Raw genomic sequence first — 17,514 nt, 5'->3', positions numbered from 1 at the left:
CGATGGAAAAGACTACATTCGGTTCCTTCGAAGCCGCCAAAAACAAACGTGGCTTAATGATAATGATTTCGTTGGCTGTACTGATTGTTATTGCTTTTATTATTAGTATGAATACCGGTTACATACGTTTGACTCCTATGGAGCTGATTAATACATTGTTCGGTAGAGGCACTGATAAGCAGGAATTAATATTGTTTCAATTTCGTCTGCCTCGTATTGTGATCTCCGTTCTGATTGGTGCAGGTCTAGCTGTGTCCGGAGCAGTAATGCAAGGTGTCTTTCGTAATGCTTTGGCGGACCCTGGTATTCTAGGGATTAATGCTGGCGCAGGAATCATGGTTATGCTGTTAATTTCTTTTTACCCGACGGCAACCGCGGCCCCAGTGTATCTGCTGCCAATGGTAGCATTCGTTGGTGCGGGAGCTACCGCTGCCTTGATCTATGCGCTAGCTTATAAGCGCCATCAAGGAATATCGCCTATGCGTCTGCTGCTGACTGGTGTAGCTGTAGCAGCTGGGATGAGTGCAGCTATGATCGTGCTAACCCTTCGCCTCGATCCTGAAAAATATCAGTTTGTAGCTACTTGGCTTGCGGGAAGCATTTGGGGAACAAGCTGGAAGTTTGTACTTTCTCTGCTGCCGTGGATCGTAATTCTGGTGCCTTATATCATCTATAAAGCAAGGGTGATGAATGTACTGAATCTAGGGGAGCAGACCGCAGTGGGACTTGGTGCCGCAGTAACTAAGGAACAATTTCGACTTCTTGCGGCTGCGGTAGGGTTAGCTGCGGCAAGTGTCGCAGTCAGCGGTGGCATTGGTTTTGTGGGATTGGTCGGACCCCATTTGGCAAGACGATTAGTTGGGCCGAAACATCAGCTCATGCTGCCCACCTCTGCGCTGCTCGGAGCTCTGCTAGTCATTACAGCGGATACTATCGGGCGCTGGATTCTTCAGCCATCTGAGATCCCTACGGGTATCGTTGTGGCTGTAATTGGAGCGCCATACTTTTTATATTTGCTAGCCCGTACTAAATCTTGATGAAAGAGGATGGTCTCTCGCTGGAAGGAGCGGAATTTTACTATGTTGCGTCGTTTTTTTGCTTATTATAGGCCCTATAAGGGATTATTTATTCTTGACTTCTCCTGTGCGATTGCAGCTGCTCTGCTGGAATTAGTCTTTCCACTGGCCGTTAACCGGGTAGTGGATGATTTGCTGCCAAGCGGAAATTGGGCGTGGATACTCTATTCCTGTCTCGGCTTGCTGGGGATATATATTGTCAGCGCCTTTATGCATTTTGTTGTTACTTACTGGGGGCATAAGCTGGGGATTAATATCGAATCGGATATGAGAAAGAAGCTGTTTGACCGAGTTCAGAAGCTGTCTTTTAATTTCTTTGATAATAACAAGACTGGTCATTTAGTATCCCGGATGACAAATGATCTAATGGACATCGGTGAGATTGCCCACCATGGACCGGAAGATCTCTTTATCGCAGTAATGACGCTGCTCGGTGTATTCGGAATTATGCTCAGTATTAATTGGCAATTAGCTATTCTGACGTTTGTTATCGTTCCGCTTATGATTTATTTATCCATGTACTTCAGCCGAAAAATGTCTAAAGCCTTTCACATCATGTTCACGGACATTGCCGACTATAACGCACGGGTAGAGAACAATGTGAGCGGAATCCGCGTTGTGCAAGCTTTTGCTAATGAGAATCATGAAATTTCACGCTTTGCGGTCAATAACGAACGCTTCCGTATAACGAAGCTGATGACCTATCGAATTATGGCTTGGAATTCATCCTTTAGCTTTGTTCTCATGAAACTGGTCTCGTTATTCGTTCTCGTATGTGGAACATATTTTGTAATCCAGAAGCAAATGACCTATGGTGAATTTATTGCTTTTGTGATGTTGTCCAATGTATTTTTAGGACCATTGCAACAGATTAATTCGGTCATTGAGACGTATCCCAAAGGTATTGCAGGTTTCAAACGTTATCTCGAACTGCTGGAGACGGAGCCTGATGTTGATGATGCGATAGACGCTAAGACAGTTCATGATCTTAAGGGGAATATAACTTTCCATGATGTGGCTTTCGCCTACAGCGATAAAGAAAACGTACTCCAAAATGTGAATCTATCGATTCAAGCAGGAGAGACCGTTGCTCTGGTCGGTCCATCTGGTGCGGGTAAGACAACGCTTTGCAGTCTACTACCTCGCTTCTATGATGTAAGTGAGGGTAACATTAGCATTGATGGAATTGATATTCGTTCCATGAAACTTGAATCTCTTCGTTCCCATATTGGGATTGTACAACAAGATGTATTTCTATTTGACGGAACTATTCGTGAGAACATCGCTTACGGGCGGTTGGGAGCCTCTGATGAAGAAATATGGGAGGCAGCACGGCGCGCTCAACTGGAAGAGCTGATCAAATCCCAGCCTGCTGGGCTGGACACTATGATCGGGGAGCGGGGCGTTAAGCTCTCTGGAGGTCAGAAGCAGCGGCTGTCCATTGCTCGGATGTTCCTGAAGAATCCAACGATTCTCATTCTAGACGAAGCCACATCGGCGCTGGATACCGAGACAGAGTCCGCTATTCAGGAGGCGCTCGCGGAGTTGTCACAAGGTCGTACGACGCTTGTTATTGCTCATCGATTGGCAACGATCAAGAATGCCGACCGTATCGTTGTCGTTGCGGAAGGCGGTATCGCAGAACAAGGCAGACATGAAGAATTGTTACAGACTACCGGAATTTACAGCCGATTACATGAGGCGCAGTTTGGGGCGTAAGCAGCTCAGGACATCAGTAGAATATACTTTTGGAGGGACATAATGAACAATCAACTGGAATTATACGACGTAACGATTATTGGCGGCGGACCTGCTGGGATGTATACAGCTTTTTATAGCGGAATGAGAGACCTCAAGACGAAGTTGATTGAAGCAAAGGATGAGCTTGGAGGAAGAATGCTCGTATATCCTGAGAAAATGATCTGGGATGTAGGTGGGGTAACACCCGTACTATGCCGTCAATTGATAGATCAGCTTGCTCAGCAGGCACGGACGTTTGATCCTACGATTATTTTTGGGCAGCAGATAACGCATCATGAGCGTCTGGAAGATGGAACTTATATGCTGACCTCGGCTACAGGTGAGCAGCATTGGACTCGTACGGTCATCTTGGCCATTGGCTATGGGATTCTGCAAATGGCTAAGCTGGAGATTGAAGGAGCCGACCGTTATGAGGTAACGAATCTTCATTATACAGTTCAGGAGCTGGAGCCTTTCCGAGGTAAAAGAGTGCTGATCTCTGGTGGAGGTGACTCCGCTGTGGATTGGGCGAATGAACTGGAGTCCATCGCGGCAAGTGTGACAATTGTACACCGTCGTGAACAGTTCGGCGGCCATGAGAAAAATATTGTGCGTATGAAGGAATCCTCAGTCAATGTTCGCGTGCCTTTCGCAGTAAGCCAATTACACAGCAGTAATGGTGAGACCATTGATCAGGTTACGATTAGCCATATTGAAACAGGTGAGAGTGAGCAGTATGAGGTAGATGCTGTTATTGTTAATCATGGCCTGAAAAGCGATTTTGGCCCGTTACGGGAATGGGGCATTGATATGGGCGAGTGGTGTGCGAATGTGAGCGGAAAGCTGGAGACGAATCTTCCGGGTATTTTTGCAGCAGGTGACTTTGTAGATTATAGCAGTAAGGTCCGGTTAATCGCTGGAACCTTTACTGATGCAGTGCTTGCGCTGAATAGCGCTAAACTGTATATGGACCCCTCTGCACCTAAGGCTGCATATGTTTCCTCCCACAATGAACGGTTCAAGGAGAAGAATAAGGCACTTGGTGTCGTTGACGACCATTAAGGATAGAGGCTTTTCAAACCATAAAATGTGAAGTTTTATATGAAGCGTATAGGGTATCTTATCCATTTCGAGCGGAGAGAAACCTTATGCGCTTGCTTTATATTTTATGGTTTTTTGAGCCTAGCAGTCTGGAAGGGAGCAGGAATGAAGCTATCTAATCATAACCCGATTCATAGAATTTATTTGTTAAAAGAGGTAAGGAGACGCCAATGCGGTGGTGGTCACATCAGTGTTCCTCAGATTGCCCAGTCCCCACTCTTTTTGACACCAATAGAAGCTATCGTTCAAATAACCATAGAAGGAGAGACAGTAGCTCTTAAAATCGGTGCAATTCTTTTTCTAAATGCAGGTACGACTTATCAAATTGATGCTCCATTAGAGACCGCTATCTCAGCTCTAGCAATTTCCTATGAGATATATGGGCTGAGCAATAGCACTGAGCAAGAATTGGTTTATGGACTTTGCCGTGAAATTTTTCCGATCAATGGGGTCTTACCTATACGTATTACGAATAAAATAGCTCGCTTATTCAGCGAATTGGAAGACGTTGCTGCCAATAATTTAGAAGCACAGGCAAATAGAATTCAATCCTTGCTGCATCAGCTACATCAATGGGTCATAGAGGCTGATGTCGAAGCAGACATTACGGATAGTTCATATTTCAGAATGCTATCTTATATCCATCAGAACTTCCAAAGGGAGATTACTCGGGAGATGATGTCTCGAATGATGGGCTTCAATCCTCGTTATTTCTCAGTATGGTTCCGCAAGCAGACGGGTTGGAGCTTTACCGAATATGTAACACATTTAAGAGTGAATAAAGCGAAAAAATATTTGATGTCCAGCCAAGCAACAATACAGGAAATTTCTCAAAAAGTAGGCTATTCAGATGGACTATATCTGAGCCGAAAATTCAAGCAAGTGACCAGTATGACTCCAACAGAATTCCGTTTGCTTCCCAAACCGAAGCGGATAGTAGCATTGCAGTTTTTCGGGGATTTACTGGCACTGGGCATTCGGCCTGTCGCGGTTGAAAAAGATGTGATGAACTACTCATTGCTTTTGCAGCCGGAACTGGCAGGTGTACGATCGTTTGAGTTGCAGGGATGTCCAGCGGAAGCGGACTGGTCTGGGCTGGAAATCGATTTAGTCATTGCACCGACCTATCTGAGCCCCCGTCAGCTTAAATGCATGGAAAAGTTGGGTCCACTAGTTACGGTGGATTGTGATAAAATAGACCGCCTGGAACAGATTCGTTTATTCGGCAGACTGCTGGGAGAAGAGGAAAGGGCAGAGGCATGGATAAGGCACTATCATTTGAAAATAGATTTGGCTAAGCAGCGCTTGTCCTCACTAATTGAATCTAGTGAAACGGTAGCGGTGTATGAGATCAGGCAAGATAACGGTATTTATATCTGGAATCATACAGCCCGAGGTGTGTACAATCTGTATCCAATGCTAGGGTTAACTCCACCGGAAAAGGTAAGGTCAGATGTTCTGGAGCGGAATGATCATCTATGCATCTCACTGTCTGAATTGCCAATATACGCGGCTGACCATATGTTTGTGGTTGTATCAGGACGAGAGGACTGGATGTCGAGAACACGTAAACGCATTAGCAAAAGTGCGATTTGGCGCAATCTTCCAGCATTCAGGAATGAACGCATATATTATCTGAAGCTTGAGGAATTTTGGGGCAGCGAAGGACTTGCGCTCGAACGCCAGTTGGAGATACAGACAGATTTGTTAACCGGCCATAAGTTAAGCTGACAATCGTCCATAGCCAAATTGATGTATTAGCGTGTATATATGTTTTCCCGCGGAGACGTTATATTAAACAAGGATATAAATGATATTGATTATCAATATCATAATAATATAAAGCCTCAAGGGGGATTTACATTGTACAAAATAATATCGTTAGGCAAAACAAGCATGGTAGCCGTTGTGTTAACGTTGGTGCTGATGTTGAGCGCATGCGGACAAGCTGCTAATCAGGGAAATGTTGCAGTTAGCACGTCGGATGAAGTGGCTAAAAGCTCTAATGATTCTGTAGTTGCCAGCACAGAGCCAGCTGCTGATGCAGAGTACTGGACATACGAAAGCGACAAAGGTCCGGTGCAGATTCCACGCAATCCACAAAGAATTGTAATTCCGGTACAAGACTTTATCGGTGATCTTCTGACGCTGGGGGTGACGCCCATTGCCGTAGCTGGGAATGACATCTTGAACCATCCATATTTCAAAGAGGCGCTTACAGGTGTAGAAGTAGTGGGCGATGACATGACGGTGTCCCTGGAGAAAATAACGAGCCTGGAACCGGATTTGATTATCACTTATCAGGAAGATACCTATGAGCAAATCTCCAAGATTGCTCCGACTGTCTTTATTCCTTGGGGTAAATACGACTATAAGGAACGATTGATCGAGATCGGGAAAATCTTGAACAAGGAGCAGCAGGCTGTAAAGTGGGTGGCGGATTTCAATCAGAAGCTGGAAGCGAAGAAAGCGGAATTGGCCGATCTGATCGCAGCTGACAAAAAGGTGGCAATCTTTGAAATTGCCGGTAAAGAGCTGTATCTATACGGTTCGTCATATGGGCGTGGTGGAGAGATTATATACAATGGATTGGGGCTGCATGCACCTGATCTTGTCCAAGAGGTAACCTTTAAGGATGGTTGGGCTTCCCTTTCTCTCGAGACGCTTCCCGAGTATCTAGGAGAAGCTGATTATATATTCCAAGGCTTCAGCCGTGGTGTGGAGCAGGATAAGCTGGATATTCTGGATAGCGTCTTCTGGAAAAGTCTACCTGCTGTTAAGGCGGGTCATGTGTTCACATACGATCTCAAAACTTATTATCTCTCTGATGCTTATGCGCTGGACAAGCAGTTGGATGAGATAGTCACGTTGTTGAAGTCCCTTCAATAAGTTAAATTTGAAGCGTGAGTTAAAACCACTCACAGATAAAACATCTTTAGATGCTTATAAGTTATCTTAGTAGGAATGTTGTACAACAATAAAGGGATGTCCGCTGAGCCTCTATGGCTTCGGACATCCCTTTTCCTTATGCATTATTTATTATTTATTAACCAATCAGCCAGCTCTTCGGTCTGGGTTAATACCGCGATAGGGTCGTAGTACCAGGAACGTTCTTCTTTCCAAACATAGAGATGTCCATTTTTGACAGCAGGGAGGTTGCCCCAGAATGAATCTGCCTTATAATCAGCTTCAGTAAGGTTGTTGGAGGTTAAGATAATATAATCTCCGGCATACTTAGCTAGTGCCTCTTTAGATATTTCCGCCCATTGCTTCTCCATAATCTCCCCCGCTACAGCAGTAGGCGGCTTACGACCAAGCGCCTGATAGATGGGTTGACCGCCTCGGCCAAAGTTATCGCCATAGACCCAGATGGATTTTCCACCGTCTTCCATGATGGAGAAGGTTGCATCTGCCGGGAGGACCTTGTCCACCTTTGCTTTAGCTTCGGCTATCCGTTTGTCATAATCTGCAAGCCAATCCTTTGCTTCTTGTTCCTTTCCAAGGAGTTCTCCGAAATAGGTTAATTCTGCATGAGCATCTTTAAGATCCCCGTAAGGCACAATGATGGTAGGAGCAATTTTGCTAAGCGTTTCATAGCTTTCTGCTTGTCCCGAAATAATCAAGTCAGGGTTTAGTGCGATGATTTTTTCAGGTGACATTTTACCGTATGCTCCAGTGTCTGTAACACCGGTAAGCGCCTTCTTATAATACATATTTTCTAGGGTCAAGCCTGGAGCTCCGATAGGGATGGTATTAAGTGCTATTAGACTTCCCAAGTATTCCTCAGCTACAATTCGTTTAGGATGAACAGGAATTTCAACATCACCTTTTACGGTACTTACTGTCTTGACAGTAGGGGCTTCGGCACTTTCTGCTTCTTTACTAGTTTCGGTTGGAGCTTGGGTTGCTGCTGTTGTATTACTGGTACCACCTGTGTTCTCCACCGTAGTATTGGAATTTCCACAAGCTGAAATGACTAGAATTAAAGTCAGCATGAGGGGAAATAAAAGCCAATGATTCTGTTTCGTAGTATTCTTTTGTAGATTATGCAATTTGTTGTTCCTCCTATGGCAATTGATTATCATTCTCAATAAGAACTTTACAATCTTCTCTGGTTATTTACTATGGACGAATATGATCTTCGCTTGTGCATATTTATGATGTCATCACACGTAGCAATTCTTGAAGTTGTGCTTGTGAAGACAGTGGATCAAATCCATAGAACATGTCACCCTTGTTCAGGATGTATACCCGATTGTTACGGACTGCGTCTAACTGCTTCCAATCACGAGAACGCAGAAGGTGAGAAAGGCGTTTTCTTCCCTCTGAAGATGATGGGATGCTAGTGATAATAATATAGTCTGCAGGATAGGATCCGATTTCCTCAATAGATGACACTAGATACCCCGAATCCATTATTCCGTTCTCCATGATGATGGATGGTGGCTTGAATCCAAGATCTCCGTACAAAATCTGACAACCCCTGCCGTAACTGCTACTGAAACAATACGCTGCTCGGGAACTAAGCTCCCAAACGATAGCCGTCCCTCTTTCTGATCCTATCGAATGGTTCAGTTTCTTATTGGCACCATGGCAGAGCCCATCATAATGACCTAACCATTCTTCTGCTCGCTGTCGCCGATTGACCACATCAGCGATCAAACCAAATTGCTCTCGCCAGCTCATTTGCATAAAGGGTAGTTCGATGACTGGAGCAACAGCAGTCAGGAGCTTATTCTCAGGAATATTGTAGCTGATAATGACATCTGGCTCTGCTGAAGCTACCGAATCAAGTAGAAGGGAAGAGCTACCTTCGTTCATCGTTAGTTGTTTGGAGGCAGGCACTTGCTCCAAGCTCCGATGCCAATCCGAATAAACACCGAGTTGCGGCATAATTTCCAGTACCCGTAAGATAGCCGTGTGATTGTAGTTCAAAGCTACAATTTTTTTGTTCTTATTCTGATAAGCCGTAGGTGAAAGACCAACAAGCTGCTTGAATTTACGGCTCAGATAAGTTCCTTCTTCATAACCAACCTCATGCGCCAGAGTTGTTAGATTTGGGGAACTGGTGAGGATTCGTTGCTGTGCTCTGCGGATTCTTAACAGTGTGATATAAGCGCTGAAGGTTTGGCCCATAATTTTACGAAAGGTACGTGAGAAGTGTTCAGGGCTTACCCCAGCTAATGTAGCCATCTGTTCCCGAGTGATATCTTCATTGTAATGAGTTTCTATGTACTCAAACACATGTTCAAGCCAGCTACCGGATGTCTCCTTAGCTGCGGCTAGTTCATGATGCAGATCCACGATGAATTGAGTGAATAGTTGTTGGACCTTAAAAGGTTTTCTATCATCTGGTTCTATCCAAGCGCTGTATAGCTCACCTGACAGTGCCATCAATTGTGTGGAAGCGTGGTCTAAGGAGGAACTGCCGTTTAGAACATAATCCTTTTGCTTACGGTTGGACATACTGGTGTACTCTATCCACATTCCCTGTACCTGTAGCTCAGTCTCTAGCTTCAAATTTGAAGAGGCAGCAAAGTTAATGATGCTTCCGGACTTGACGCTATGAAGCTCACCATCTATCTCAAGTTGACCTTTACCTTCCCAGACAATCATAATACTGGAATTCGTTGTTGCAGGGATGTTATCGGTTGTGTAGTGGGAAAGACCTGTTAGGCTACTGATTTTTACAGGCATATAAAAAGGATGGGAATGATGTGGTATCCTTTCAGAATGGATGGGCATGTTAAAAATCGCTCCCTTTTTTCAGTGATAATCATTCTCAATTAAAGTATACCAGTCTTTCTTTCTATTGACTATAATGGCTCTTATGATAGTGTTTAGAATAATCCGCTAACGGAATGTTATTAACGAATCAGAAAGTATATATTTGGGGCCCCGCAAAGTACCTGATTACGCATCGAAGCAAAGCCTCACTTTGTGGGCATATTTTAGGCATGAAAGGAATGGATTTCATGACAACTTGGAATTTACAAGGAACCGTAAGTCATTTATTGATATGTAATGGTAGCAGCTGCAAGAAACACAAAGGTGAAGAGGTAGCTGAAGCGATAGAAGATGAGATTGAAAAGCAAGGTGCACAGAGTCTTATACATACGACGGTAACCCGTTGTAATGGTAGATGTTCAGATTCCTGTGTTGTAATCGCATACCCTGATGGGGTCTGGTACAAAGAGATCACTCCCAAAACAGCAAAATCACTAGTACGGAAACATTTACAGGGCGAGAGACTGGAAGATCATCTGCTATATACATATGATGGTCAACTGATTGCTGCAGATGACAAGGGAGCTAAAGGGAAGAAGAAAAAATAGCTATCTACTAATGATGCTCCGAAACAAGAGGAAATCACAGTAAAAAGGATTGAAATACCGCTAGAGCGCTGGCGGTATTTTTTTTGTTTTTTCAGGAAGACAACGTCGTTTCTTTTTGTCCAGGGGAGGACTAAGATTGAATGAAAGGAAGTTCTAGGGGGAATAGACAAGTTTAAGAGGATCAGGCGCTGGATCAGAGAAGAGATATGATACAGACGCTAGTTGAGTATATGGAGGATTACGACTTTCCAGGCATGTCAACAGAACCAGAAACAATACAGTGGTTTGCGGAATCTTTTTGTGAATTTCATGAGAAACTTTTTCATACATATATGAGGCTTGAGGCTTATCACTGCCCAGTGGTAAAGAAGCCCGCAAATATTGAAGGATATATATGGATGCCAAAAAACCGGATTCCAACAAAGTATATCAATCGATTGGTTGTGTGGTGGTGGGCAGAATCACGGATATCAAATTTGACTTGTGCCCCTAACGTTGACTATGCTATTAAAAAGTGAATAAAATAACACTTCATATAAGGTGGCGCATGGGGGAGAGGGTACGATGGAGAGGCTGCAGGTGTGGCCGGAGAGGTTTAAAAAGTTTTTTTTGAACAATAAATTTGTGGTTAGCTTACTTATTGTATTGTTAACTGGGATAACTATCCTGGTGTTCTCAAAGATACCGTTTATTTTTACGCCTATATCTGTATTGCTGCACACGGTGGCTGCACCATTGCTACTATCGGGTATCGCTTATTACTTGCTGAATCCGCTAGTAGACCGAATGGAAATAAGATTCAGGATGAAACGTGTGTATGCAATTATCATTCTTTATCTGTTAATTGCAGGTATCATTACACTGATTCTGGTGATGGTGATTCCAATTCTTCGAACGCAATTATCTGGTTTGATCGACGATTTTCCAAGATATAGTGACTTGATCCAGGAACGATTTATGAATCTAACAGGAAGCGAATTCTTTGGTCAAGTTCAAGATAGTATAGGAACCAACCTAAGTGAAATTACCAGTAAAATTACGGCGTGGGGCACTTCTTTTCTGAATAATGCGCTAACAGGCGTAGGGAGCTTCGTGGGAGCAGTTACGGAGATTGTGCTGGCGGTGGTAACGACACCGTTTATTCTATTCTACTTGCTTCGTGATGGAAAAAGATTGCCAGATTACATTTTGAAATTCGTACCTACCGCGCTGCAGCCGCAGACTCGAATGGTAATGTCGGAAATGAACGGTCAGGTATCTTCCTATATCCGAGGGCAAATTATAGTAAGCTGCTGCATTGGTGCGCTGCTTTATATTGGCTATTTGATTATTGGTCTGGAGTATTCACTTGTCCTTGCCATTGCCGCTGCTTGTACTGCAGTTGTTCCATATTTGGGTCCAGCAATTGCTATTACACCAGCCTTAGTTGTGGCCATGGTCACTTCTCCATTTATGCTGCTGAAGATGATCATCGTCTGGACGGCTGTACAGCTGATTGAAGGGAAGTTTATCTCTCCGCAGATTATGGGCAAGTCGCTTAAAATTCATCCGATCACTATCATTTTTGTGATTATTTTTGCCGGCAAAATGTTCGGCGTTCTTGGCATTATCCTTGCAGTTCCTGGTTACGCGGTACTCAAGGTTGTATTTACACATATCTTTCAATGGTTCCGGTTCCAGTCCGGATTGTATAAGCAGATTGAAGAGAATAAGGAATAATGTGGAAGGGTGAAAAGTAATGGTAGGACCGATAGCAGTAACCTCTTACGGTAAGCTTCAAGGACGAGAGGAGGGTGGCGTGAACGTTTGGCGTGGAATCCCTTTTGCCGCTCCTCCAGTTGGAGAGCTTCGATTTCGTGCGCCGCAGCCACCAGAAGCTTGGAGCGGAATTAGAGATGCTTCTGAATTTGGTCCAGTTAGCCATCAGCCAGCAGATACGAGAGGTACGCGTTTCGGTGGCCTAACACCTCACCATTCTGAGGATTGTTTATATTTAAATGTATGGTCACCTGAATCCTCAGGAGAGGCACTTCCTGTAATGGTCTGGATTCACGGAGGAACATTTGTGACGGGTGCGGGAAGTCAGCCACAGTTTGATGGCACTAGCTTTGCGGAGCACGGTAAAGTAGTCTTGGTGACCATTAATTATCGATTGGGACCGTTTGGCTTTATGCATCTGTCTTCGCTTGGTAACGGATTTGCGTCTAATCAAGGCTTGCTGGATCAAATTGCCGCATTGGAATGGGTAAAACTTAATATTGCCGCCTTTGGAGGCGATCCGCAGCGAGTCACGGTTTTCGGAGAATCAGCTGGCAGCATGAGTATCGCCGCACTTTTGGCTATGCCTGCTGCAAAGGGATTATTTGCTGGAGCGATCATGCAAAGTGGAGCTGCTCAGACTCTGCCAAATCAGCAGGGAAAAGATATTGCTGTAGCATTACTTACTGAATTAGGTATTTCTCCTGATGGGGATACTAGCCTGCTAAATACATTTTCAGCGGAACAAATAATTGAAGCAGCCACAAGAATGACCATTAAATTAACTGGCGGTTCAATAGGCATGTTATTTCAGCCTGTCATTGATGGTAATACACTTCCTGTAGATCCTGCACAGGCTGTAGCAGAAGGATCGGCCCAGGGGATTCCATTGTTGATTGGGACCAATCGAGATGAGGGTAATTTATTTTTTAGGGGAGAAACACCTGGTGCAGACTTTGATGAATCGCTCAAGGCGCTGGAGCAGATGATGGGAACTGGAAGTCTTAAGGAGATTGCCAGCCACTATTCTTCTACATGGGAGGGGCAAGCTGAAATTCTGACAGATCTTTATTTCTGGGGTACCTCTATTTCCTTAGCAGAGAATCAGTTACCCTATGCGCCTGTTTGGATGTATCGTTTTGATGGGACGGTCCCTGGTCATCCACTGTTAAACAAAGCTGTGCATGGTGCAGAAATTGCCTATGCCTTTAACAATCTGTCTCATGTATCTCGCCTTGGTGCGGAAATAACACCAGCGATGCAGAAATTGGCTGAAGATATGCATGCGGCATGGATTGCCTTTGCTCATCGAGGAAACCCGGCTACATCTGAGCTACCATGGCCTAAGTATAATCTGGAAGAACGTTCTACGCTGATCTTTGATGAAGAGCTGCGAGTAACTCAGGATCCTGATTCAGAGAAACGAAAGAGAATTGTCTCTATTCTGGTATGAGAAGTCTGAGGGGATGAACAGAGATGAAGGTGCAAGGATTTAATCATGTAACCGTGAATGTAAGTAATTTATTACGTTCATTGAACTTCTATACAGGTATTTTGGGTCTTCAGCTTATCCACAAGGGGAATACAGATGCCTATCTGGAATGGGGAAGCGCATGGATTTGCCTCATTGAAAAGCCAGAATACACTGAATTAACTAGCAGTGTAATTGGGATAGATCACATTGCCTTTAGCATAGCGGAGGAACATTTCAAGGAAGCTGTTCAGATACTTCAAGCCCACGAAGTAAGATTGATTAGGGGGCCTGTTAAACGGGGAGTTGGCTGGACGGTTAACTTTCTCGACCCAGACGGGATACAGCTAGAGTTACATACCTCCAATCTAAGAGAACGAATGAGCGTTTGGAATAACAAACAAGAATAAATAGAAAGGGGAGCTTCTCAGCCAAGAATGGCTAAGGGCTCCCCTTTTTTCTATCGACCTAAATATTCCTTAATTCCTAGAACTACTGCTTCGGCTATCCTATTCTGTACATCCACCGTGAAGAGTAATGCTTCGTCCTTGGTATTACTTAAGTAACCACATTCTAATAAAATGGCTGGCATTTTAGTCTCTCTTGTTACATGATAGTTTGCTTTACGAACTCCTCGGTCTGAAAGACCTGTAGCAGCTGTAAGATATTTATGAACGGTTTGTGCGAATAATAAACTATCAGCGCGTGTGTAATAGGTCTCTGTGCCACTAGGATTGCTCTTACTGCCCTCCGGGATGCTATTGGCATGAACGGAGATGAACAGATCTGCTTTTACTTTATTGGCGAGGTTAGATCTGTCCTGTAGAGTCGGGTATGTATCATCACTTCGAGTGAGCACAACCTCGATATTTGGCTCTTTCTTTAGTAATTCTGCAATTTTTAGTGCTGTTGGCAAGGTGAAATCCTTCTCTTTGCGGTTACTTCCAGTTCCAGGATCTTTCCCACCATGCCCTGCATCAATAACGATTATCTTCTTGTCTGTGTTGCCGGTAGAAGGTGGAGGCGTTGTGACTGGCACTTCAGGTGCAGTGGTTGCAGGCGGCGTGGTGCTTGTGCTTGTCCCATTTAGATCCAATATAATAAGTCCATCGTTAGCATTCGTCACACTGTAGTTATTCGCGCTGTTCAGGTCAATGACGATCCGGATCGTAGATGGAGAACTACTGAATAATGAATAACGAATGGTTGAGACGTTAGGATATTCTGTAATTGTCAACTGTCCACTTTGGTTTTTTCCGACTGAAAGGTTCTGATGAAAGCTGTCGCCAAAGCTGGTGTTTGGTAAATCTACGACAATCCGGTCTTTGTCTGTCATAGTGAATACGTTAGGTGTTACACTGCCATTCACCGCGATGATCAGCTTGTTATCAACGAAGCTAAGATTTGTGACTGCTGCCGTCGAGGTGTTTCGATCAGTTGTTGTGTTACCATTGGATCCATTATCAGAGGGGGCAGGTACAGTTGTGTCTGGAGCTGTAATTTCCGGATCGCTTCCGCCAATCTCTGGTGCTGGAGAAGTTAAATATACCGTTTTGGTCACATTATCCCAACCGACTGTAGTTCCTGTCTGTTCTCCAACGAATCTTAAAGGGACGAGGGTCGTGTTGCCACTGAGAAAAGGAGGGTTGTCCAGTTTTACCTGTTTCCCTGAAGCCTCTGCCATCGCATTATTCACGATAAGTTTTAATGTCGTTCCCTTTTGCTCAATGGTTGCAGTCTTGGTCATATTATCCCATTTTACGGTATAACCAAGCTGTTCCGTAACGAGGCGAAGTGGAACCATCACACTTCCATTTACAATTTGAACCTGTGCTTCTTTTGAAATCTTAAGATCATTGCCATCTAAATTGATGTGTGTTTCTGCAGAGCCGGCATAACCAGTTCCTGGATGAACTAGCACCAACAAAAGCAGCAGTAGCGCCAAAAAACCAAACTTCTTCATCTGCAATCCCTACCATCCCCGTTTCTTGGTTTCTAGCAATTCTTACTTTTTCTTCCTTTGATGCCGTTTACGGCTTATATAAATCTTAAACGACAATAGTTTCCAAAAGTTGCGCTCCACTAAAGAAAAAAAGGAAAAATTTCTCTGGATAAAAAGAAAAGTGTCAGCTGCACTCATCTAGGAGTGTTGCTGACACTTTAGACTTCCTCATGGAAGGCATTTAGTTTCTTCGCAAATAAAAAAGAATTACTTAGATAACACAAGGTATATGAGAATAAAACGTCGATGAAATTTCGAGATATATTTGAGAAGTCAATTTATTTCACCCTCTTATTAATGGTTGCATACCCTATACTTCTTGTGTTTGAGTCGAAATTAAAGTAGAAAGTAACTTCGGGGACGTAGCTCCCCTTTTTTTGAACATAAATCAACATGGAAGTAACTAAGCCTATTTCAAAGAAGTGTAACCGGTTTTCTCTACCAATTCCTGACCCTCAGCAGATTGCATCCAATCTAGAAAGGGTTGAATATTTGGATTGTCGCTTCCAGCTGTCACAGCATAAAATTCTGTAGCCAAAGGGTACTGTCCACTGCGAATGCTCTCCTTGTCAGGCTTTACACCATCGATGGCTAGTAATGCGATTTCCCCACTTTGATTCATTTCTGAGGCGTAAAATAAGAAGCTGTAACCGAGCGCATTTTTATAATTGCGGTAGTTGGAGGTTTGTTTAATGATTCCGCTCATAATATCCGCCACGTCTTCCTTAGGTGGGGTCATGAGTGTAGTGTCTCCCATAAACTTTTGCAGCATCGTCTGGCTCCCACTATCCTCTGGCCGTTGAAAAGCACGAATGTGGTTATTAGCTCCCCCTACATCTTTCCAATTGGTAATCTTACCTGCGTAGATATCTTTAAGCTGAGCGGTGGAAAGTCCGGTTACGTCGTTTCTTTTATTTACAAAAAATACGAAAGCCTCACGACCGACGGGGGTAAGCTTCAGCTCGACACCTTTTCGCTTCGCATGTTTCTGCTGTGCAAGTGAAGGAGCAGCTACAAAAATAATATCCGTCTCGCCTTCAATTAGTCTTTTGTAAGCTTCGGGTGTGCTGCTGCAAATCACTTGGCCGATTTGAAAATCATATGGTTTATAATTACCCACAGGATAAACAGATTGCACAAAGGCTGAATATAGTGGATATAGTGCGGTTGCGCCATCCAATTTTGGTGGGTCACTATTGATACGATAGGTAGATGGTTGGTCCAGATTCACTGCTTTGGTATTCTCAGCAAAAGGTTCGTATTGTACCAGATTAACCTCTCGATCATCGACCGTGGCAATGCTGTTGATATAGGCTTGCTTGATCTCATATCCTGCGGTTACGAGCACACTAAGTCCAAGGATGGATAACAATATAATATTGCTTGTTTTTCGGGACAACACATTAAATATAAGGAGTACAACATAAATGGCTATCACAACAGATAAAATTGCCACAAGTGGAGTATAAAACATAAGCCCTCCGAAAAGCGCGGTAATTATCGAACCTATGAATCCTAAAAAAGCTATTACTCCGACAGCAAAAAAGGAGAACAATAACTTCGTCCAGAATGACTCCTTCATCCAAAATGATTCTTTCATAACAACCTCCTCAGAAAAATTTCTAAACTATGGAAAAATAAACATAATTTCATTATACAGACTTTTTTGGATGGAGTAGTAGAACAATAACGAAAAAATATGTAATAAAAAAGCTGTAATACATGAAAATTTTATGTATATTTTCATAAAGTACTGGACGAATGGCAAGAAGAGGTTTATTCTGAGATTGTGAAAAAAACAACGGAATACAAGATTCTCGGGGTAGGGTGAAATTCCCAACCGGCGGTAATGTTCAAAGCGAACTGAGCCCGCGACTCACTTGTTCTGCTTGCAGAGAAGTGACTGATCTGGTGTGAATCCAGAGCCGACGGTAAAGTCCGGATGGGAGAGGATCATAAGATAAAGGCGCTAGGAGTCTATCCTGTACGTCTTTATTGAGAATGCCCCCGAGTCTACCTTTTATGGTGATT

Annotated in this window: 13 protein-coding genes and 1 riboswitch; of the genes, 9 read left to right on the top strand and 4 right to left on the bottom strand. The window is 43.7% G+C overall.

The window, feature by feature from the left end; genetic code table 11:
* Positions 1-2: 2 nt before the first annotated feature.
* The 5 genes from QNH28_RS20825 to QNH28_RS20805 all read left to right on the top strand — a co-directional run bounded on the left by QNH28_RS20825 (position 3) and on the right by QNH28_RS20805 (position 6,806).
* The gene (locus QNH28_RS20825; protein ID WP_283908367.1) at positions 3-1,037 is read left to right on the top strand and encodes a FecCD family ABC transporter permease; all 1,035 of its coding nucleotides are present in this window, start codon (positions 3-5) and stop codon (positions 1,035-1,037) included.
* 42 nt (positions 1,038-1,079) lie between these two features.
* The gene (locus QNH28_RS20820) at positions 1,080-2,795 is read left to right on the top strand and encodes an ABC transporter ATP-binding protein (RefSeq protein WP_283908366.1); all 1,716 of its coding nucleotides are present in this window, start codon (positions 1,080-1,082) and stop codon (positions 2,793-2,795) included.
* A 42-nt stretch (positions 2,796-2,837) separates the two neighbouring features.
* Positions 2,838-3,878: an NAD(P)/FAD-dependent oxidoreductase gene (locus QNH28_RS20815; RefSeq protein ID WP_283908365.1), complete on the top strand. Its 1,041-nt coding sequence runs from the start codon at positions 2,838-2,840 to the stop codon at positions 3,876-3,878.
* Between the two features lie 144 nt (positions 3,879-4,022).
* On the top strand, positions 4,023-5,648 hold the full coding sequence (locus QNH28_RS20810; RefSeq protein ID WP_283908364.1) for a helix-turn-helix domain-containing protein: 1,626 nt from the start codon (positions 4,023-4,025) through the stop codon (positions 5,646-5,648).
* A 132-nt stretch (positions 5,649-5,780) separates the two neighbouring features.
* The gene (locus QNH28_RS20805; protein WP_283908363.1) at positions 5,781-6,806 is read left to right on the top strand and encodes an iron-hydroxamate ABC transporter substrate-binding protein; all 1,026 of its coding nucleotides are present in this window, start codon (positions 5,781-5,783) and stop codon (positions 6,804-6,806) included.
* Positions 6,807-6,949: 143 nt separating this feature from the next.
* Here the strand turns inward: QNH28_RS20805 and QNH28_RS20800 are convergent, their stop codons facing one another.
* Together QNH28_RS20800 and QNH28_RS20795 are read right to left on the bottom strand one after the other, a co-directional pair.
* The gene (locus QNH28_RS20800) at positions 6,950-7,969 is read right to left on the bottom strand and encodes an ABC transporter substrate-binding protein (protein ID WP_283908362.1); all 1,020 of its coding nucleotides are present in this window, start codon (positions 7,967-7,969) and stop codon (positions 6,950-6,952) included.
* 103 nt (positions 7,970-8,072) lie between these two features.
* A complete protein-coding gene (locus QNH28_RS20795; RefSeq protein ID WP_283908361.1) occupies positions 8,073-9,662 on the bottom strand; it encodes an ABC transporter substrate-binding protein in 1,590 nt (529 codons plus the stop codon).
* Positions 9,663-9,892: 230 nt separating this feature from the next.
* Between QNH28_RS20795 and QNH28_RS20790 the strand changes: the two genes are divergently transcribed.
* From QNH28_RS20790 to QNH28_RS20775, 4 genes are all read left to right on the top strand, one after another.
* Positions 9,893-10,252 carry a (2Fe-2S) ferredoxin domain-containing protein gene (locus QNH28_RS20790; RefSeq protein ID WP_283908360.1) on the top strand — a complete coding sequence of 120 codons (360 nt, stop codon included), beginning with the start codon at positions 9,893-9,895 and terminating at the stop codon, positions 10,250-10,252.
* A 564-nt stretch (positions 10,253-10,816) separates the two neighbouring features.
* Positions 10,817-11,971 carry an AI-2E family transporter gene (locus QNH28_RS20785; RefSeq protein WP_283908359.1) on the top strand — a complete coding sequence of 385 codons (1,155 nt, stop codon included), beginning with the start codon at positions 10,817-10,819 and terminating at the stop codon, positions 11,969-11,971.
* Between the two features lie 19 nt (positions 11,972-11,990).
* Positions 11,991-13,463, top strand: coding sequence for a carboxylesterase/lipase family protein (locus QNH28_RS20780; protein ID WP_283908358.1), 1,473 nt, complete (start codon positions 11,991-11,993; stop codon positions 13,461-13,463).
* A gap of 23 nt (positions 13,464-13,486) precedes the next feature.
* A complete protein-coding gene (locus QNH28_RS20775; RefSeq protein ID WP_283908357.1) occupies positions 13,487-13,891 on the top strand; it encodes a VOC family protein in 405 nt (134 codons plus the stop codon).
* 50 nt (positions 13,892-13,941) lie between these two features.
* Here QNH28_RS20775 and QNH28_RS20770 read toward each other — a convergent pair whose 3' ends face one another.
* Both QNH28_RS20770 and QNH28_RS20765 read right to left on the bottom strand, forming a co-directional pair.
* On the bottom strand, positions 13,942-15,444 hold the full coding sequence (locus tag QNH28_RS20770; RefSeq protein WP_283908356.1) for an N-acetylmuramoyl-L-alanine amidase family protein: 1,503 nt from the start codon (positions 15,442-15,444) through the stop codon (positions 13,942-13,944).
* A 448-nt stretch (positions 15,445-15,892) separates the two neighbouring features.
* Complete coding sequence (locus QNH28_RS20765; RefSeq protein WP_283908355.1) at positions 15,893-17,083, bottom strand: PstS family phosphate ABC transporter substrate-binding protein; 1,191 nt, start codon at positions 17,081-17,083, stop codon at positions 15,893-15,895.
* A gap of 209 nt (positions 17,084-17,292) precedes the next feature.
* Positions 17,293-17,441: riboswitch (FMN riboswitch) on the top strand.
* Positions 17,442-17,514: the final 73 nt, after the last annotated feature.

It is taken from the genome of Paenibacillus sp. G2S3 (genome assembly GCF_030123105.1).
Classification (GTDB): Bacteria; Bacillota; Bacilli; order Paenibacillales; family Paenibacillaceae; genus Paenibacillus_AQ.
Note: the sequence above shows the minus strand (reverse complement) of the source record. Positions and strands in the feature narration are given on the sequence as shown.